Raw genomic sequence first — 19041 nt, forward strand, 5'->3', positions numbered from 1 at the left:
ACCAGGCACGCCGTCACGCATGCGGCCGGACATCCGAATAGTGGAAGGAGAGAAAGCCATCGGGCCGCGCTTGTCATAGCATCAGGCGCAGGACCATCAGGACGAGCCCGATGATCGAGACGAACCAGGCAGCCGTGCGCAGGATCGGAATGCCCGCAACATAGAAGAAGGTGAAGACCAGGCGCGCCAGGATCCAGGTCACGGCCCCCGCCGCACCGAGCCCTCCGGTCTTGCCCGTCACGGCCAGCGCAAGCGCCAGCGCGATGAAGGCCGGATAGGTCTCCAGCATGTTGTTCAGCGAGCGCAGCAGGCGCCCTGCCATGATGCTCTTCGTCGTGCGCTGTTCGTCGCGCGGGCCGAGCAGGTACTTGACGCTGAGATCACCGGCGAGATCGAGCGACAATGCCTGAACAAGGATGTGCACGATAAGAAGCACGACACTCCAGCCGAGCACCCAGATTTCCGTCGACGCTGCTGCTGCTTCCATCACCCCTCGCTCATCCCGGCGCAGGCTCGATCACGGGAAGCCCGCCGCCGGTCGGCGACGAGCACGGAGCGGGTGCCCGAAGAGAGCACCCGCCGCCAGTCTCATTACAGATCGAGAACGAGGCGTTCCGGATCTTCCAGGCTTTCCTTGACGCGCACCAGGAAGGTCACGGCTTCCTTGCCGTCGACGATGCGGTGATCGTAGGAGAGCGCGAGATACATCATCGGACGAATGACGATCTGGCCACCGACGACGACCGGGCGATCCTGGATCTTGTGCATACCGAGAATGCCGGACTGAGGGGCGTTGAGGATCGGCGAGGACATCAGCGAGCCGTAGACGCCGCCGTTCGAGATGGTGAAGGTACCACCCTGCATGTCGGCCATGGAAAGCGCACCGTCACGGGCGGCCTTGCCGAGGCGGCCGATTTCCTTCTCGATCTCGGCGATCGACATCTGGTCTGCATCACGCACGACCGGTACGACAAGACCCTTGTCCGTGCCGACGGCGACGCCGACATGGCAGTAGTTCTTGTAGATGATGTCGGTGCCGTCGATCTCGGCGTTGACGGCCGGCAGTTCCTTCAGCGCATGCGTGACGGCCTTGGTGAAGAAGCCCATGAAGCCGAGCTTCACACCATGCTTCTTCTCGAAAATGTCCTTGTAGCGATTACGCAGGTCCATCACGGCCTTCATGTCCACCTCGTTGTAGGTGGTCAGCATGGCGGCGGTGTTCTGCGCATCCTTGAGGCGCTTGGCGATCGTCTGGCGCAGACGCGTCATCTTCACGCGTTCTTCGCGCGGCGCGTCCGCCTCGGAGGACGGAACGCGGGCGGCAACCTTGACCGGTTCGGCGGCAGCAGCGGTAGACGCCGTAATGCCCTTGGCAACGGCTGCGATGACGTCGCCCTTCAGCACCTGGCCACGCTTGCCGGAACCATCGACCTGGTCGGCGGAAATGTTGTTTTCCGCAAGCAGCTTGGCGGCCGAGGGTGCAGCCGGCATGGAAGACGCAGCCGCGGCGGGCTTGGTTTCGGCAGCGGGAGCCGCCGCAACCTTCTCGACCTTTTCGGCAGCAGCAGGCGCGCTCGCACCGGCGGAACCGCTGGCAGAAATCTGGCCAAGCAGACCACCCGGGGCGACGGTCTCGCCGGCGGCGGCCGTGATTTCCGACAGGACGCCGGCGGCCGGCGCCGGCACTTCGATCGTCACCTTGTCGGTTTCGAGCTCACAGAGCGGCTCGTCGGCCTTGATGACGTCGCCGACCTTCTTGAACCAGGTGCCGACGGTCGCTTCGCTGACGGATTCGCCCAGAGTCGGGACGCGGATTTCGGTAGCCATGAGTGTGTTCCGTTCGTGATTCTTATCGTGGTTACTGGGAAGCCGGGCGGATCAACCGCCCAGCGCGTCCTCGAGGAAAGCAGCGAGCTGCGCCATGTGCTTCGACATCAGGCCCGTCGCCGGCGAGGCTGCGGCCGGACGACCGGTGTAGCGCACGCGCTGGTACTTGGCGTCGATATGGGCGAGCACCCATTCGAGATACGGATCGATGAAGGCCCAGCCACCCATGTTCTTGGGCTCTTCCTGGCACCAGACCATCTCGGCATTGCGGAAGCGCGACAGCTCGTTGATCAGCGCCTTGGCCGGGAACGGATAGAGCTGTTCCAGGCGCAGGAGATAAACGTCGTCGATACCGCGCTTTTCGCGCTCTTCCAGAAGGTCGTAGTAGACTTTGCCCGAGCACATCACGACACGGCGGATCTTGGCGTCCTTCTGCAGCTTGATCGGACCGTCCTTGATCACCTCGGCGTCGTCCCACAGCAGACGGTGGAACGAGCTCTCGCCCGCCATTTCCGACAGCGAGGAAACGGCGCGCTTGTGGCGCAGCAGGGATTTCGGCGTCATCATGATCAGCGGCTTGCGGAAGTCGCGCTTCACCTGGCGGCGCAGGATGTGGAAGTAGTTCGCCGGCGTCGTGACGTTGGCGACCTGCATGTTGTCTTCGGCGCACATCTGCAGCCAGCGTTCGAGGCGGGCGGAGGAGTGCTCCGGACCCTGGCCCTCATAGCCGTGCGGCAGCAGGCAGACGAGGCCCGACATGCGCAGCCACTTGCGCTCACCCGACGAGATGAACTGGTCGAAGACGACCTGCGCACCGTTGGCGAAGTCGCCGAACTGGGCCTCCCAAAGCGTCAGCGCGTTGGGACGGGCCAGCGAATAGCCGTATTCGAAGCCGAGCACGGCCTCTTCCGAGAGCATCGAGTTGATGACCTCGTAGCGCGCCTGCGTGGGCGAGAGGTTGGCAAGCGGGATGTAGCGGTCTTCGGTCTCCTGATCGTAGATAACCGAATGGCGCTGCGAGAACGTGCCGCGTTCGCAATCCTGGCCGGAGAGACGGATCTTCGTGCCCTCGACGCAGAGCGTGCCATAGGCAAGCGCTTCCGCCATCGCCCAGTCGATACCCTCGCCCGTCTCCACCATCTGCATGCGGTTGTCCATGAAACGCTGAATGGTCTTGTGGGCCTTGAAGCCTTCCGGGATCGTCGCGATCTTGCGACCGATCTCCTTGAGCTGCTTCATCGGCACGGAGGTCTTGCCGCGACGCTGTTCGTCCTGGTTGTCGGCCGAGCGCAGGCCCGACCAGGCGCCGTCCAGCCAGTCGGCCTTGTTCGGCTTGTAGGACTGGCCAGCCTCGAATTCCTGCTCGAGATTGGCGCGCCAATCCGCCTTCATCTTCTCGAATTCGCCCTCGCTGATCACGCCTTCGCCAATGAGACGCGAACCATAGAGGTTGACCACGGTCTTGTGGGCGCGGATCGCCTTGTACATCTTCGGCTGCGTGAACGCCGGCTCGTCGCCTTCGTTGTGGCCGAAGCGACGGTAGCAGAACATGTCCAGCACGACCGGCTTGTGGAACTTCATGCGGAATTCGGTCGCGATCTTGGCAGCGTAGGTCACCGCTTCCGGATCGTCGCCGTTCACATGGAAGATCGGCGCCTCGATCATCTTCGCCACATCCGACGGATAGGGCGAGGAGCGCGAGAAGGCCGGGTTCGTGGTGAAGCCGATCTGGTTGTTGATGATGACGTGCACCGTGCCGGCAACGCGGTGGCCGCGCAGGCCCGACAGGCCGAGGATTTCGGCCGTCACACCCTGGCCCGCAAAGGCCGCATCGCCGTGCAGCAGCAGCGGCATGACCTGGACGCGCTCGGAGAGCGGGATGATGTCACCCTCGAAGACCTTCGCCATCTGGTCCTGCTTGGCACGGGCCTTGCCCATGACGACAGGGTTGACGATCTCGAGATGCGAGGGGTTGGCGGTCAGCGACAGGTGCACCTTGTTGCCGTCGAACTCGCGGTCCGAAGAAGCACCGAGGTGGTACTTCACGTCGCCCGAGCCTTCCACTTCGTCGGGCGCGTAGGAGCCGCCCTTGAACTCGTGGAAGACGGCGCGGTGGGGTTTGGCCATCACGTTCGTCAGAACGTTGAGGCGGCCGCGGTGCGCCATGCCGAGAACGATTTCCTTCAAGCCGAGCTGGCCGCCCCGCTTGATGATCTGCTCCAGCGCCGGGATCAGCGCTTCACCGCCGTCGAGGCCGAAGCGCTTGGTGCCCTTGTACTTGACGTCGATGAACTGCTCGAAGCCCTCAGCCTCGATCAGCTTCTGCAGAATCGCCTTCTTGCCTTCCGGCGTGAAATCGACGCCCTTGTCCGGACCTTCGATGCGCTCCTGGATCCAGCCCTTCTCTTCCGGGTTGGAGATGTGCATGAATTCGACGCCGATCGTCGAGCAATAGGTGCGCTCGAGGATTTCGACCATTTCGCGCACGGTCGCGTATTCGAGGCCAAGCACGTTGTCGATGAAGATCTTGCGGTCGAGATCCTTCTCCTCGAAACCGTAGTTCGACGGCGAGAGCTCGTTGTAGTCCTCAACCGGCGCCGCAAGGCCGAGCGGGTCGAGCTTGGCATGCAGGTGACCGCGGGCGCGGTAGGCACGGATCATCATGATGGCGCGAACAGAATCGCGCGTCGCCTGATTGACGTCCGCCTGGTTGACGGGCGTGCCGGTCTGCACGGCAACGGCCTCGGCCTTCGCCTGCACCTTCTTTTCAAGAACCTTCTCGACGACGCCCCAGTTGCCATCAAGCGCCGAGACCAGTTCGCCATTGGCGGCGATCGGCCAGTTGGCGCGCTGCCACGAGGCGCCCCTGGCGGCCTTCACGATGTCGGAGGGCTGGTCTTCGAGGGCCTTGAAAAAGGCCTGCCATTCCTCACCGACAGAGGCGGGGTTCGCTTCATACTTGGCGTAGAGCTGTTCGATATAGGCCGCGTTCGCTCCATCGAGGAAGGACGTGGCCAGGAATTGTTCGTTGGCGTCTAGTCGTGCCATGGTGTTTTGCGGGCGCCGCGCCCGCCTCCCGAACGATCGTGTTGACCGGGCTTTCCCCGGCTTGCCGCCCGGCGCTCTATCCAGCGCCAGGAAGAGACGGATCGGCCGGCGTTTTCAGCCGGCCAATCCCAGTTTCGTTTCTCAGCCCTTGAGGACTTCGACCAGCGTCTTGCCGAGACGCGCCGGCGAAGGCGAAACACGGATGCCCGCTGCCTCCATCGCCGCGATCTTGGATTCCGCGTCACCCTTGCCGCCGGAAACGACAGCGCCGGCATGACCCATGGTGCGGCCCTTCGGAGCGGTACGGCCCGCGATGAAGCCAGCCATCGGCTTCTTGCGGCCCTTCTTGGCTTCGTCGATGAGGAACTGTGCCGCATCTTCTTCGGCCGAGCCGCCGATTTCGCCGATCATGATGATCGAGGTCGTGGCGTCGTCCGCCAGGAACATCTCCAGCACGTCGATGAATTCCGTGCCCTTGACCGGGTCGCCGCCGATGCCGACGGCCGTGGTCTGGCCGAGGCCTTCGTTGGAGGTCTGGAAGACCGCTTCATAGGTCAGCGTGCCGGAGCGCGAGACGATACCGACGGAGCCCTTGCGGAAAATCGAGCCCGGCATGATGCCGATCTTGCATTCTTCCGGCGTCAGGATGCCGGGGCAGTTTGGGCCGAGCAGACGTGAGGAGGAGCGGTCGAGGCGAGCCTTGACGCGCACCATGTCGGCAACCGGGATACCTTCGGTGATGCAGGTGATGAACGGGATTTCCGCTTCGATCGCCTCGATGATCGCGTCCGCGGCGCCTGCCGGAGGAACGTAGATCACGGATGCATCGGCACCGGTCTTCTCGCGGCCTTCGGCGACGGAAGCGAAGATCGGCAGGCTTTCGCCCTTCGAGCCGGTCCAGGTTTCGCCACCCTTCTTCGGGTGGATGCCGCCGACCATCTGCGTGCCGTAATAGGCGAGCGCCTGTTCGGTGTGGAAGGTCCCGGTCTTGCCGGTCAGGCCCTGAACGAGGACCTTGGTGTTCTTGTTGACGAGAATCGACATGAGGTCTGGTCCTTCAGGTTAGCCGTTGATCGCGGCGACGATCTTCTTGGCAGCATCGTCCAGATCGTCGGCGGCGGTGATCGCCAGGCCGGATTCGTTCAGGATCTTCTTGCCAAGTTCGACATTCGTGCCTTCGAGACGAACGACCAGCGGAACCTTGAGGCCGACTTCCTGCACGGCTGCGACCACGCCTTCAGCGATAACGTCGCACTTCATGATGCCGCCGAAGATGTTGACGAGGATCCCCTCGACCTTCGGGTCGGCCGTGATGATCTTGAAGGCGGCCGCGACCTTCTCCTTGCCGGCGCCGCCGCCGACGTCGCAGAAGTTCGCCGGCTCCTTGCCGTAGAGCTTGATGATGTCCATCGTCGCCATGGCAAGACCGGCACCGTTGACCATGCAGCCGATGTTGCCGTCGAGCGCCACGTAAGCGAGGTCCCACTTGGAGGCTTCGATTTCCTTGGCGTCTTCTTCGGTCTCGTCGCGCAGCGCCTTGATGTCGTCGTGGCGGAACAGCGCGTTGCCGTCGAAGGACACCTTGGCGTCGAGAACGCGCACGCGGCCGTTCTTCATGACGATCAACGGGTTGATCTCGAGCAGGCTCATGTCCTTCTCGACAAAGGCCTTGTAGAGGATCGGGAAGAGTTTTTCGGCATCCGCCTTGGCTTCGCCTTCGAGCTTCAGCGCCGAGGTGAGCTTCGCCAGATCGTCGGCGGTGACACCGGCTTCCGGGTTGATCGCGACGGTAAGAATCTTCTCCGGCGTGTCATGGGCAACAGCCTCGATGTCCATGCCGCCTTCCGTCGAAACGACGAAGGCAACCTGGCCGACCGAGCGATCGACGAGCAGCGAGAGATAGAGTTCGCGGTCGATGTCGGCACCGTCCTCGATGTAGAGGCGGTTCACCTGCTTGCCGGCTTCGCCGGTCTGCGCGGTGACGAGCGTGTTGCCGAGCATGTCCTTGGCGTGGGCCTTGGCTTCGTCGATCGAGAAAGCGAGGCGAACGCCGCCCTTGGCGTCCGGGCCAAGCTCCTTGAACTTGCCCTTACCACGGCCGCCGGCATGGATCTGGCTCTTGACCACGTAGAGCGGGCCGGGGAGCGACTTGGCAGCCGCTTCCGCCTCGTCGGCGGAGAAGATCGCGACGCCTTCGGCGACCGGTGCGCCAAAGCTCTTGAGCAGAGCCTTGGCCTGATATTCATGAATGTTCATGGGATAAATCCTGTCTGAGCAATTCCAGCAGGACCTGCTGGAATTGCGTGAAACAAAAGAGCCGGGATTACTTCAGCGCGGGCGCGATGTTGATGCAGGCTTCGCACAGGCCGGCAACGGCTGCGACCGACTTGTCGAAGGCTTCCTGTTCGGCCTTATTGAGGTCGATTTCGACGATGCGCTCGACGCCGCCGGCACCGATGACCGTGGGAACGCCGACATACATGTCCTTGACGCCGTACTGGCCCGAGAGATGGGCGGCGACGGGCAGGACACGCTTCTTGTCCTTGAGGAAGGATTCGGCCATCTCGATCGCCGAAGCGGCCGGAGCATAGTAGGCCGAGCCGGTCTTGAGCAGGCCGACGATTTCGGCGCCGCCGTCACGGGTGCGCTGGATGATCTCTTCGAGGCGCTCCTTGGTGACCCAGCCCATCTTGACGAGGTCGGTCAGCGGGATGCCGGCAACGGTGGAGTAACGGGCGAGCGGCACCATCGTGTCGCCATGGCCACCGAGAACGAAGGCGGTGACGTCCTGCACGGAAACCTTGAATTCTTCCGAGAGGAAGAGGCGGAAGCGCGCCGAGTCCAGCACGCCGGCCATGCCGACGACCATGTTCTTCGGCAGGCCCGAAAACTTCTGCAGCGCCCAGACCATCGCGTCGAGCGGGTTGGTGATGCAGATGACGAAGGCGTTTGGCGCGTACTTCTTGATGCCGGCGCCGACCTGTTCCATGACCTTGAGGTTGATGCCGAGCAGGTCATCGCGGCTCATGCCGGGCTTGCGGGCAACACCGGCGGTGACGATGCAGACATCAGCGCCTTCGATGGCGGCGTAGTCGCTGGCGCCCGTCAGCGAGGCATTGAAGCCTTCGACCGGCGAGGACTGGGCAATGTCGAGGCCCTTACCCTGCGGAATGCCGTCGGCGATGTCGAAGAGGACGATGTCGCCCAGCTCCTTCAGGCCGGCGAGATGCGCCAGCGTGCCACCGATCATTCCAGAACCAATAAGTGCGATCTTCTTGCGGGCCATGAAAAGCTTCCTCTTGCTCCGATCAACAGGCCCCCAATGTCGCAATTGCGGGACCTTTCGGCGCAAGGGCTTACGCCCCTCGGGTTAAAAATTCAACACATACTTTTGTATCGAAATTTTTCAATCGGTTAGATGCAAAAATTCTTACGTAAACGTAAGAATTCCTGTCACGCTTTCGTCACGTCATCGCCATATCGGGCCGTATGATCTGCAAGATATTCCGTACTGCGGATCTCGATGAGGCGCGAGACGGTGCGATCGAATTCAAAACCTTCGGTGCCTTTGCGGGTCACCAGAAGCTCTTCCGGGGCGGCGGCCGCGGAGGCGAACAGCCGGACGCGATGGTCGTAGACCGTGTCCACGAGATTGATGAAGCGCTTGGTCTCGTTGCGCTTGTCCGCGCCGAGCAAGGGGATGTGGTCGACGAACAGCGTGTCGTAGCGCGACAGGATTTCGAGATAGTCGGCGGCCCCCAGCGGACGCTGGCAGAGATCGGCGAAGGAAAAGCGCGCCGCCCGGGCTGATGCCTGCGGCACCGTTATGCTGCGGCCGCGGAAGGCGATCGTCTCGGCATCGACCGTCTTGCCCGCCACCTCGCGCCGCCAGGCCGCATCCATCGCCATGTCGGCTTCCGGCGTCAGCGGATAGCGGAAGACCGGCAGGCCACTGTCCTTTTCCAGCCGGTAATCCGTCAGCGAATCCAGCGGAACGATCTCGACATATTGTTTCAGGAGATCGACGAAGGGCAGGAACAAGCCGCGATTGAGGCCATCCTTGTAGAGATTGTCGGGCTCGACGTTCGATGTCGTCACCAGGATGCAGCCGCGCTGGAACAGCTCGCCGAACAGGCGCGACAGGATCATCGCATCGGCGATATCCGTCACGGAAAACTCGTCGAAGCAGAGCAGCCGCGCTTCCTCGACGAGGCTTGCGGCCACCGGCGGTACGGGATCGGCCTGCTTGGTCTCCCCGGCCTTCAGCTTCTGGCGGTGCTTGTGGATGCGATCGTGCACGTCGGCCATGAACTCATGGAAATGCGCCCGACGCTTGCGCTTCACCCGCGCCAGCTCGAAGAACATGTCCATCAGCATGGTCTTGCCGCGCCCGACGCCGCCATAGATGTAAAGGCCCTTGGGGGCGCTGACGGTTTCGGGTTTGCGGGAGGCGAAGAGCCAGCCGAGCGCGCTGGATTTGCGCGCCGGGCGCTGGGCGTGCAGGTCGAGAAGCAGCCGGTCGAAGCGCGCGGCCATGGCCTTCTGCGCCGGGTCCGGCTTCAGCTCGCCACTCTGGACAAGGGCCTGCAGCCTATCCGAAACGCCATGGTCCGGATGTGTCGATCCGCTGTCCCAGTCCTTGCCCATGGGCGGGTTTTATCCGTGTCGGTGTCGGAAGGACGGGATCAGCGCGAAAGGCTGACGGGTTGGCCGGAATTGGTCGTGCCGTCAAAGCGAGCGTCTGCAGACTTGTAGAGGCGGGCAATGGAATTGCCGTTGCGGTCCTTCAACACGACCTGCTTGCCGGCAACTTCCCAGGAGCCCATCGTCGTCAGCTCGCCGGCGCAACCACGCGTGCCGCCGCGCGAGCCGCTGCCGAGATTGGTGAGCGTCAGGAACATGTCGCAGGAAGACGGGCCGCTTGCCACACGCCAGTTGCCGACCATGGATTCCTTCGTGACGTCGAGCGCCGTCGCAGCTGCCGCATCCGCCGCACCGCCGGCAACACCCGTTCCGGTCGCCATGGCCGTGTCGGTCGTCGGCTTTTCCGGGAACTGCGACGTGTCCGTCGTCGGGTCGGGCAGCTGGCTGGAGGAAACGCTGCCGATCGGCTGGGCCTGCAGCGGCGTAATATTCTGCTGCGTGTTGACGCTGTCCATCGACGTGCGCTGGCAACCGGCCAGAGCAAGCGCCATCATCAGCCCGCCTGCCACATGGTGAATCCGCATGTCGTTACTCCCGATATCTGCCCGATACTGCTGCCATGCAGCAATTTCCGCCGAATTAACGTGAATCGCCCGCACGAATCAAGACGAAACGGCCCGAATAGTCGAGCCGCCTCCTCACGTTTCGTGAATGCCTATCATATGGGTCAGAGCCGGCGCTCGACCAGCATCTTCTTGATTTCGCCGATCGCTTTCGCCGGGTTCAACCCCTTCGGGCAAGCCTGGGCGCAGTTCATGATCGTGTGGCAGCGGTAGAGACGGAAGGGGTCTTCCAGATTGTCGAGGCGCTCGCCGGTGGCTTCGTCGCGGCTGTCGATCAGCCAGCGATAGGCCTGGAGGAGGACGGCCGGGCCGAGATAGCGGTCGCCGTTCCACCAATAGCTTGGACAGGAGGTCGAGCAGCAGGCGCAGAGAATGCACTCATAGAGGCCGTCGAGCTTGAGACGGTCCTCATGGCTCTGCTTCCATTCCTTGGCCGGCGTCGGCGAGACGGTTTTCAGCCAGGGCTCGATCGAACGGTGCTGGGCGTAGAAGTTGGTGAGATCGGGAACGAGATCTTTTACGACCGGCATATGCGGCAGCGGATAGACCTTCACCGCACCCTTCACCTCGTCCATGCCCTTCGTGCAAGCGAGCGTGTTGGTGCCGTCGATGTTCATGGCGCAGGAACCGCAGATGCCCTCGCGGCAGGAGCGGCGCAGCGTCAGCGTCGGATCGATCTTGTTCTTGATGTAGAGCAGCGCGTCGAGCACCATCGGGCCGCAATCGTCGACGTCGATGTAGAACGTGTCGATCGACGGGTTCTTGCCGTCGTCGGGGTTCCAGCGATAGATGCGGAACTCGCGGGTGTTCGCGGCGCCGGCCGGCTTCGGCCAGACCTTGCCTTCGGTCATCTGCGAGTTTTTCGGGAGAGCGAGTTCAACCATGTCCTGTTCTCCTCGGGATCAATAGACGCGGGCCTTGGGCGCGATCTTCTGGGGATCGATGCCGTCGGCGATAAGGTCGGTGTGAACAGGGCGATAGTCGAGCTTGACGTCGCCCGCCTCGCTTACCCAGGCCAGGGTGTGCTTGCGCCAGTTGACGTCGTCGCGGCCGGCGAAGGGGCCGTCGACATAGTCTTCACGGGCATGCGAGCCGCGGCTTTCCTTGCGGGCCTCGGCGCCGTAGACGGTCGTGATGGCGTTGGCCATCAGGTTTTCCAGTTCCAGCGTCTCAACGAGATCGGAGTTCCAGATCATCGAGCGGTCGGTGACCTTGATGTCGGGCATTTCCTTCCAGATCTCGCTCATGCGGCGGCAGCCGCTTTCGAGCGATTCCTGGGTGCGGAACACGGCCGCGTCGTCCTGCATGGTGCGCTGCATCTTGTCGCGCAGGATTGCCGTCGGCGTGCCGCCATTGGCGTTCCGCAGGCGATCGAAGCGGTCCATGATCTTGTCGCAGGCAGCGATGTCGAGTGCCGGAACGGGGGCGGCGCGGTCGATCACCTGACCTGCGCGGATCGCGGCGGCTCTGCCGAAGACCACGAGGTCGATCAGCGAATTGGAGCCGAGGCGGTTGGCGCCGTGCACCGAGGCGCAGCCGGCCTCGCCTACCGCCATCAGGCCGGGCGCCAGGCGCTCCGGGTTCTGGCTGTCGGCGTTCAGCACTTCGCCCCAGTAGTTCGTGGGAATGCCGCCCATGTTGTAGTGCACGGTCGGCAGGACCGGGATCGGCTCGCGCGTCACGTCGACGCCGGCAAAGATCTTCGCGCTCTCGGAAATGCCCGGCAGGCGCTCGTGCAGCACGGCGGGATCGAGATGGTCGAGATGCAGGAAGATGTGGTCCTTGTTCTTGCCGACGCCGCGGCCTTCGCGGATCTCCATCGTCATGCAGCGCGAGACGACGTCGCGAGACGCCAGGTCCTTGGCCGACGGCGCATAGCGCTCCATGAAGCGCTCGCCTTCCGAATTGACGAGATAGCCGCCTTCGCCGCGCGCGCCCTCGGTGATAAGGCAGCCGGCGCCATAGATGCCGGTCGGGTGGAACTGGACGAATTCCATGTCCTGGAGCGGCAGACCGGCGCGGGCGATCATGCCGCCGCCGTCACCCGTGCAGGTGTGCGCCGAGGTGGCCGAGAAATAGGCGCGACCGTAGCCGCCGGTCGCCAGCACCACCATCTTGGCGGCGAAACGGTGGATCGTGCCGTCATCGAGGTTCCAGGCGACGACGCCGGTGCAGCGGCCGTCGGCCGACATGATCAGGTCGAGCGCGAAATATTCGATGAAGAATTCCGCATTGTTGCGCAACGACTGGCCGTAGAGCGTGTGCAGGATGGCATGGCCGGTCCGGTCGGCGGCAGCGCAGGTGCGCTGCACCGGCGGGCCTTCGCCGTAATTCTGCATGTGGCCGCCGAACGGCCGCTGGTAGATTTTTCCTTCCGCATTGCGCGAGAAGGGAACGCCGTAGTGCTCCAACTCATAGACCGCCTTCGGCGCTTCCATGGCGAGATACTGCATGGCATCGACGTCGCCGAGCCAGTCGGAACCCTTGACGGTGTCGTAGAGGTGCCATTGCCAGCTGTCCGGCGTCATGTTCCTGAGCGAGGCCGCGATGCCGCCCTGGGCAGCGACCGTGTGCGAGCGTGTCGGGAAAACCTTGGTGATGCAGGCGGTCTTGAGCCCCTGTTCGGCCATGCCGAGCGTGGCGCGCAGGCCCGCGCCGCCGGCACCGACGACGATCACGTCGAAGGAGTGGTCCACATAAGTATAGGCCTTGCCGTTGGCCGCCGGGGAGGAGTTCGCTGCCATGATGGATTATCCTGCGAAGGCGATCTTGAGGACGGCGAAAAGACAGAGCCCGCCGACCAGGATCGCGAAGAAGGTGTTGAGCATGAGGAGCGCGATCTTCACGCCTTCCGCATGCACGTAGTCCTCGATGATGACCTGCATGCCGAGCTTCATGTGGATGAGGCCGGAGACGACGACAAGGCCCATGAGCACGGCGACGATCGGGTTCGACAGCGCCGCGGTGACTTCCGCATAGGACGCGCCGTTGTAGCAGATCAGGAAGCCGACGAAGAACAAGAGTAGCGGAACGTTGGCAACGGCCGTCAGGCGCTGGCGCCAGAAATGCTCCGTGCCATCCTTGGCCGAGCCGAGACCACGAACCTTGCCGAGGGGAGTGCGCATGTCCATGGGTTTCTCCTCAGCGCGCCAGGTAACCGACGATCCAGATCAAAACCGTCAGGGCGACGGAGACGATCGGGGTGGCGATGGCGAGCTTTGTATTGAAGTGTTTTTCATAGCCGCGCCCCATGTCCCACATGAAGTGGCGAAGACCGCCCAGCATGTGGTGCATCAGCGCCCAGGTGTAGCCGAAGAGCACGAGGCGCCCGATCAGCGTGCCGAAAAACCAGTTGACCCAATCGAAATAGGCTTCGCCCGAAGCGGCGGCGATGAGCCACCAGGCAACGAGCACCGTGCCGAAGTAAAGGGCGGCGCCGGTTATGCGATGCACGATGGACATGACCATCGTCGGGATCGGCTTGTAGACTTGGAGATGCGGCGAGAGCGGCCGGCTTCGAGTGACATTCGCCATCTGAACCTCACGGAACCCCGGAGAGCCATAAACTGGACAGAATTTCTCCGGAATTGCAGTATGTTGTGCACAATGCAGTGATTGCGACGTTTAATCACCGGAAAGCGGAACCACAAGCCTTCTTGCAGTGCAAAATGAATTTAATCGATTAAGCGCCTGCCGCTTTTGTGCCATTCCGGGACGTGCTCCGCCAATTAACGATAACCGGAAAAATCATAACCAAATCCGTGACTTTTGCCGGGCGCTGCCCCATCTTGCCGTTAAGGATCTGTTAAGCGTAATCCGGAAGGCACGACAGAATGACTCTGTTTTCAGCGCCCCATGCGACCAAAGTTCTAGCGCTTGCGGTCGCCCTTGCGGCCGGCGGCATGACGCCCGTCGCGGCCCGCGACCGTACCCCCGATACCGGCTGGTCGGACAATTCCGACACGAACTGGTCGAAAGGCAGCTTCATCGGCCGCAGCATCGAACGGCGTGAGCACCGCCAATGGCGGCCACGCGATCGCTACCGCGACGATCGCCGGGTCGAGCGGCATCGCGATCGCCACTGGCGCAAGGACCGCAATTTCTACGGCGGCGCCATCTCCGCCTATCGCGACAAGGGCAACAGCATCTACTTCTATATCGATCGGGAGCGTTACTATGACGACCTGTTCGATGCCCCCCTAGCCGAGAACCGCGGACCGAAAGTCATTGTGGTGACGCCAGGCCAGAACAGCTGCTCGTGGGAAGCCGGCGTCTGCGTCATCCGCCCGGGCCTTTGACGGTCGGGCAAAGCATTACGCCTTTTGCGGGATTACGCCAAAGCGCCAGACCGTCGTCTTCTTGACCTCGCTGTCCTCCAGCGCCCGTGTCACCGGCACCGTATAGGTGGCGAGCGCCTCCATGCGCTCGCGCGGGCAGTAGGCCCGGCCGGGGTCGCCGACGAGCACCATGGCGCCCCGTGCCGCTAGCGTCGAGAGCCAGGGAATGAGCACATCCGCAAAACCGCGGTCATAGAAGACATCGCCGGCCAACACGACCTCCCAGCCCTCGTCCCGGCCGATCATGTTTTCCGCAGTGTGGATGAGGTCGACACCATTCAGGATGGCGTTCAGGCGAACAGCTGCTTCACTCCAGGGGTCGATATCGGCCGCCAGCACGGATGAGGCACCGGAGAGCCGCGCCGCGATGCCGACAAGGCCGGAACCGCTGGCAAAATCCAGCACCGATTTTCCGGTCACCAGGGCGGGATGATCCAGAATGTGCCGGGCAAGCCCCTGTCCGCCCGCCCAGGCGAACGCCCAGAAGGGCGGCGGCAGGCCGATCTCCTGCAGCTCCTCCTCGGTCTTCAGCCAGAGGTCATGCGCCTCCGTGGCAAGCCGCAGCCTCACCTCCGGCACATGCGGCGGAGAGAGCACGTCGGTGTTGTCGCGAATGAAGACCTCGGGATCCGTCTTCACGGAAACATCGCTCCGCGGCGTCGGCCTCTAAGGAAAGCAATGTGGCGGGCGAAGGGCCGAACCATCAGCGCGGCGGCTTGTCGAGACCGCCCATGCGGCAGACCTCGATCCACTCTTCCTCGGTCACCGGCTGCACCGAAAGACGCATGGAGGTGACGAGCGACATGTTGGCCAGCCTCGGGTTGGCCTTGACGTCCTTCAGCGAGACGGGCTTGGGCATGTCGCGCACGGCGCGGATATCGACGCAATCCCAGCGCGGGTCTTCACCGGCCGTCGAATCGGGATGCGAAAGCGCGCAGACCTCGGTGATGCCGACGATCTCCAATCCCTCGTTGGAGTGGTAGAAGAAGCCCTTGTCGCCGATCGTCATCGCCCGCATGTGGTTGCGCGCGAGATAGTTGCGTACGCCCGTCCATTCGGTGCCCGCCTCGCCGGCATCCTTCTGCATCTGCCAGGACCATTTGAAGGGTTCGGACTTGTAGAGCCAGTATGCCATGGAAAATCAGGCCTCCGGATTGTTGAAGACCCAGTTCCAGGCCTTTACCTCGACAGAGGCGAAAAGGCCGGCCTTGGCGTAGGGATCGTTTTCGGCGATCTGCCGGGCCTCTTCGATCGTCTCCGCCTTGACCACCACCAGGCTGCCGGTCGGCTTGCCATCATCGCCGAGGAAGGGACCGGCGAAGGCGAGCTTGCCGTCGGCATTCAGGCCGTTCAGGTAGGCGAGGTGATCCGGGCGCGTATCGAGGCGCACCTGCAGCGCACCGGGCTTGTCCTGGCAGAGAAATGCGAAATGCATGAAACGATCCTTTTTCTGTTCCGGGCTGTTCCTGGCCGCTCTGTCATTCCTGGGTGATCGGGCGCGTCATCAGCTGCCCTATGGCGGTCTTCACGTCGAGGCTGCCGTCGATGATGCGGGCGACCGCATCGGTGATCGGCATGTCGATACCCTTTTCAGCGGCAACACCGGATGCGACCGAGGCGGCAAAGGCGCCTTCCACGAGATCGCCCGACCAGCCGGCGGCGTTGCCATGACGGCCGAGCGCGATGCCGAAACGCAAATTGCGCGACTGGTGGCTCGTTCCCGTCAGCACGAGGTCGCCGAGGCCAGAGAGCCCGGTGACCGTGATGCCCTCCCCGCCATGGGCCGCGACGAAGCGGGACAGCTCCGCAAGTCCACGCGAAATCAGCGCCGCCCGTGCCGAATCGCCGAGTTCGGCGCCTTCGATGATGCCGCAGGCGATCGCCAGCACATTCTTCAGCGCGCCGCCGAGCTGAACGCCGATGCGATCGGTCGAAGGGTAGAGCCGGAATGTCGGTCCCGAAAGGGCCTGCGCCAGCGCCGCGCCGGTTTCGGCGGTACGCGCGGCGACCACCATCGCCGTCGGCAGGCCTTTCGCGATGTCGGCTGCAAAGCCGGGGCCGGAAAGCACGGCGACCTCGCGGCCGGGAAGCTCTTCCTCCAGAACCTCCGTCAGCAACCGCCCGGTGCCCTTTTCCATGCCCTTGGCGCAGATCACCACAGCCGCACCCGGCGCAAGCAGGGGCGCAAGGGACCGCGCCGCATCACGCTGGGCCTGCGAGGGCATGGCGAACAGCACGATACCCGCACCGCGGATCGCCTCCGCATCGGCACTGAAGGAAAGCGCCGGCGGCAGGTCGATGCCGGGCAGCGCCTTTTCGTTGCGCCGCGAGGTGCACATCAGATCGACGGCCGCCTTGTCGCGGCCGATCAGGGTGACGTCACCGCCGCTTGCCGCGGCCACGCTCGCCAGCGCCGTCCCGAAGGCGCCTGCACCAACGACAGCAATCCTCGGACTGGTGCTCATGCCTTGGCTCCCCGTTTGCCGGATCCGAGAACGGTTGCCGCCTCGCGGTCAAGCGGCCAGCGCGAACGCGGCGCGACGGCAAGGTCATCGGGCGGAAAACCGGCCGCCATACGCTCCAGCCCCGCCCAAGCGATCATGGATGCATTGTCGGTGCACAGCGCCAGCGGCGGCGCGATGAAGCGAAATTTCTGCTTGTCGCACAGCGCCTGCAGCGTCGCACGCAGCTCTGCATTGGCCGCCACCCCGCCGGCAACGACCAGCGCCGGTGCCCCGGCATCCGGAAACAGCGTGCGGAAGCGCTCGAGACCGCGGCCGATACGGTCCTTCAGCGTGCGCGAGACGGCGCGCTGGAAGGAGGCGCAGATATCGGCGATGTCCCGCTCCGTCACCGGTTCGATCGACTGCGCGGCCTGCCGCACCGCCGTCTTGAGGCCGGAAAAGGAAAAATCGAGCCGCGCTTCGCCGACGAGCGGCCGCGGGAAGGTGAAGCGCTCCGGATTGCCCCTCTTCGCCATGCGCTCCACGGCCGGTCCGCCCGGATAGGGCAGGCCAAGCAGCTTGGCCGTCTTGTCGAAGGCTTCGCCGAGCGCATCGTCGATCGTCGTGCCCCAGCGCTCGTAGTCGTCGACGCCGCGCACCAGCACGAGCTGCGTGTGACCACCGGAGACGAGCAGCATGAGATAGGGAAAGGGGAGCCCGTCCGTCAGCCGCGCCGTCAGCGCATGACCTTCGAGATGGTTGACGGCGTAGAGCGGCTTGCCCGTCGCCCGGGCGATCGCCTTGCCGGTCATCAGCCCGACGATGAGGCCGCCGATCAGCCCCGGACCGCTGGTCGCGGCAATGGCATCGACATCCTCGAGCGAGCGGCCGGCCCGTAGCAAGGCTTCGGAAATCAGGCTGTCCAGCGCTTCCACATGGGCGCGCGCGGCAATCTCCGGCACCACGCCGCCATAGGAGCTGTGTTCCTCGAGCTGGCTCAGCACCACCTCGCCAAGAATCGCGCCCCGGCCTTCGGCATCACGCACGACGACGGACGCCGCGGTCTCGTCGCAGCTCGTTTCGATGCCCAGAATGGTCAGATGGGACGACATGTAGCACTTGGGAATTGATTGCGATGGGCCGGAAACCCGGTTACGAGACATCCCGGTAACAACGGATCAAGGCGGATGCAAACAAAACCTTTCAGGATCGGCACACGGGGTAGCCCGCTGGCGCTCGCCCAGGCCTACGAGACCCGCTCACGCCTGATGGCTGCCCACGGCCTGCCGGAAGACATGTTCGAGATCGTCGTGCTTTCAACGAAGGGCGACCGTATCACCGACCGTTCGCTGGCGCTGATCGGCGGCAAGGGCCTGTTCACAGAGGAGATCGAGGCGCAGCTTTCCTCCGGCGAGCTCGATTTCGCCGTACACTCCTCCAAGGACATGCCGACGAAGCTGCCGGAGGGTTTGCATCTCTCGGCCTTCCTGCCGCGCGAGGACGTGCGCGATGCGTTCATCGGCCGCAGCGCCGCCCGCCTCCTCGACCTGCCGCAGGGCGCGATCGTCGGTTCCGCCTCGCTTCGCCGCCAGGCGCTCATCCGCCGTCTTCGGCCCGACATCAATGTCATCGTCTTCCGCGGCCAGGTCGATACCCGCCTCGGCAAGCTCGCCGAAGGCCAGGCGGACGCAACGCTGCTCGCCTATGCCGGGCTGAAGCGCCTCGGCAAGCTGGACGTGCCGACGGAAATCCTCGATCCCGTCTCCTTCCCCCCCGCTCCGGCACAGGGCGCGATCTGTATCGAAAGCCGCATCGGCGATGCGCAGACAGAAAGCCTGCTTGCAGCCATCGACGACCGTGCGACGCGCGCGGCCGTCTCCTGCGAACGCGGTTTCCTTGCCACGCTCGACGGCTCCTGTCGCACGCCGATTGCCGGCTATGCGACGGTCGAGGGCGAACATCTCCAGTTCCGCGGCATGATCCTGACGCCTGACGGCAGCCGGTTCCACGAGATCGAGACGAGCGGCTCGGCAAACGAAGCCGGCCGGCTTGGCGAAGCGGCGGGACAGGCGATCCGCGACAAGGCGGGAGCGGATTTCTTCGAAAGCTGGGGCTGAT

Annotated in this window: 19 protein-coding genes; 2 read left to right on the top strand and 17 right to left on the bottom strand. The window is 63.7% G+C overall.

Annotated features, from left to right (window positions below):
- Positions 1 to 73: 73 nt before the first annotated feature.
- The 12 genes from AKG11_RS22735 to sdhC all read right to left on the bottom strand — a co-directional run bounded on the left by AKG11_RS22735 (position 74) and on the right by sdhC (position 13676).
- Entirely contained in the window at positions 74 to 487 is a 414-nt protein-coding gene (locus AKG11_RS22735) for an MAPEG family protein (protein WP_023513143.1), read from the bottom strand.
- Between the two features lie 104 nt (positions 488 to 591).
- Positions 592 to 1827 (bottom strand): 2-oxoglutarate dehydrogenase complex dihydrolipoyllysine-residue succinyltransferase, encoded by a 1236-nt coding sequence (gene odhB / locus AKG11_RS22740; RefSeq protein WP_023513142.1) that lies wholly within the window; start codon positions 1825 to 1827, stop codon positions 592 to 594.
- A gap of 51 nt (positions 1828 to 1878) precedes the next feature.
- Positions 1879 to 4875, bottom strand: a complete 2997-nt coding sequence (locus tag AKG11_RS22745) for a 2-oxoglutarate dehydrogenase E1 component (protein WP_050745539.1) — start codon at positions 4873 to 4875, stop codon at positions 1879 to 1881.
- A gap of 141 nt (positions 4876 to 5016) precedes the next feature.
- Positions 5017 to 5919, bottom strand: coding sequence for a succinate--CoA ligase subunit alpha (gene sucD / locus AKG11_RS22750; protein WP_023514889.1), 903 nt, complete (start codon positions 5917 to 5919; stop codon positions 5017 to 5019).
- 18 nt (positions 5920 to 5937) lie between these two features.
- Entirely contained in the window at positions 5938 to 7131 is a 1194-nt protein-coding gene (sucC, locus tag AKG11_RS22755) for an ADP-forming succinate--CoA ligase subunit beta (protein WP_023514888.1), read from the bottom strand.
- 67 nt (positions 7132 to 7198) lie between these two features.
- Positions 7199 to 8161: a malate dehydrogenase gene (gene mdh / locus AKG11_RS22760; RefSeq protein WP_023514887.1), complete on the bottom strand. Its 963-nt coding sequence runs from the start codon at positions 8159 to 8161 to the stop codon at positions 7199 to 7201.
- Positions 8162 to 8328: 167 nt separating this feature from the next.
- Positions 8329 to 9522: a cell division protein ZapE gene (gene zapE, locus AKG11_RS22765; protein WP_050745540.1), complete on the bottom strand. Its 1194-nt coding sequence runs from the start codon at positions 9520 to 9522 to the stop codon at positions 8329 to 8331.
- A 38-nt stretch (positions 9523 to 9560) separates the two neighbouring features.
- Positions 9561 to 10103, bottom strand: a complete 543-nt coding sequence (locus AKG11_RS22770; RefSeq protein WP_023514885.1) for an AprI/Inh family metalloprotease inhibitor — start codon at positions 10101 to 10103, stop codon at positions 9561 to 9563.
- 143 nt (positions 10104 to 10246) lie between these two features.
- Positions 10247 to 11026, bottom strand: coding sequence for a succinate dehydrogenase iron-sulfur subunit (locus AKG11_RS22775; protein WP_023514884.1), 780 nt, complete (start codon positions 11024 to 11026; stop codon positions 10247 to 10249).
- An 18-nt stretch (positions 11027 to 11044) separates the two neighbouring features.
- The gene (sdhA, locus tag AKG11_RS22780; RefSeq protein WP_023514883.1) at positions 11045 to 12886 is read right to left on the bottom strand and encodes a succinate dehydrogenase flavoprotein subunit; all 1842 of its coding nucleotides are present in this window, start codon (positions 12884 to 12886) and stop codon (positions 11045 to 11047) included.
- A 6-nt stretch (positions 12887 to 12892) separates the two neighbouring features.
- Positions 12893 to 13273 carry a succinate dehydrogenase, hydrophobic membrane anchor protein gene (sdhD, locus tag AKG11_RS22785; RefSeq protein WP_023514882.1) on the bottom strand — a complete coding sequence of 127 codons (381 nt, stop codon included), beginning with the start codon at positions 13271 to 13273 and terminating at the stop codon, positions 12893 to 12895.
- Positions 13274 to 13283: 10 nt separating this feature from the next.
- Positions 13284 to 13676, bottom strand: a complete 393-nt coding sequence (gene sdhC / locus AKG11_RS22790) for a succinate dehydrogenase, cytochrome b556 subunit (RefSeq protein WP_050745541.1) — start codon at positions 13674 to 13676, stop codon at positions 13284 to 13286.
- 299 nt (positions 13677 to 13975) lie between these two features.
- Between sdhC and AKG11_RS22795 the strand changes: the two genes are divergently transcribed.
- Positions 13976 to 14440, top strand: a complete 465-nt coding sequence (locus AKG11_RS22795; protein WP_050745542.1) for a hypothetical protein — start codon at positions 13976 to 13978, stop codon at positions 14438 to 14440.
- Between the two features lie 15 nt (positions 14441 to 14455).
- Here the strand turns inward: AKG11_RS22795 and AKG11_RS22800 are convergent, their stop codons facing one another.
- The 5 genes from AKG11_RS22800 to tsaD form a co-directional block, all read right to left on the bottom strand.
- Complete coding sequence (locus tag AKG11_RS22800) at positions 14456 to 15118, bottom strand: class I SAM-dependent methyltransferase (protein ID WP_050745543.1); 663 nt, start codon at positions 15116 to 15118, stop codon at positions 14456 to 14458.
- A gap of 64 nt (positions 15119 to 15182) precedes the next feature.
- The gene (locus tag AKG11_RS22805; RefSeq protein WP_050745544.1) at positions 15183 to 15614 is read right to left on the bottom strand and encodes an EVE domain-containing protein; all 432 of its coding nucleotides are present in this window, start codon (positions 15612 to 15614) and stop codon (positions 15183 to 15185) included.
- A gap of 6 nt (positions 15615 to 15620) precedes the next feature.
- Positions 15621 to 15914, bottom strand: coding sequence for a YciI-like protein (locus tag AKG11_RS22810; RefSeq protein WP_050745545.1), 294 nt, complete (start codon positions 15912 to 15914; stop codon positions 15621 to 15623).
- A 43-nt stretch (positions 15915 to 15957) separates the two neighbouring features.
- Entirely contained in the window at positions 15958 to 16944 is a 987-nt protein-coding gene (locus tag AKG11_RS22815; RefSeq protein ID WP_050745546.1) for an NAD(P)H-dependent glycerol-3-phosphate dehydrogenase, read from the bottom strand.
- Positions 16941 to 18035 (bottom strand): tRNA (adenosine(37)-N6)-threonylcarbamoyltransferase complex transferase subunit TsaD, encoded by a 1095-nt coding sequence (gene tsaD / locus AKG11_RS22820; protein ID WP_050745547.1) that lies wholly within the window; start codon positions 18033 to 18035, stop codon positions 16941 to 16943. Before tsaD ends, AKG11_RS22815 begins: the two co-directional genes overlap by 4 nt.
- A 75-nt stretch (positions 18036 to 18110) precedes the next feature.
- On the opposite strand from tsaD, the gene hemC reads away from it, so the two are divergent.
- On the top strand, positions 18111 to 19040 hold the full coding sequence (hemC, locus tag AKG11_RS22825) for a hydroxymethylbilane synthase (protein WP_050745548.1): 930 nt from the start codon (positions 18111 to 18113) through the stop codon (positions 19038 to 19040).
- Position 19041: the final 1 nt, after the last annotated feature.

Source organism: Shinella sp. SUS2, assembly GCF_001262505.1.
Classification (GTDB): domain Bacteria; phylum Pseudomonadota; class Alphaproteobacteria; order Rhizobiales; family Rhizobiaceae; genus Shinella.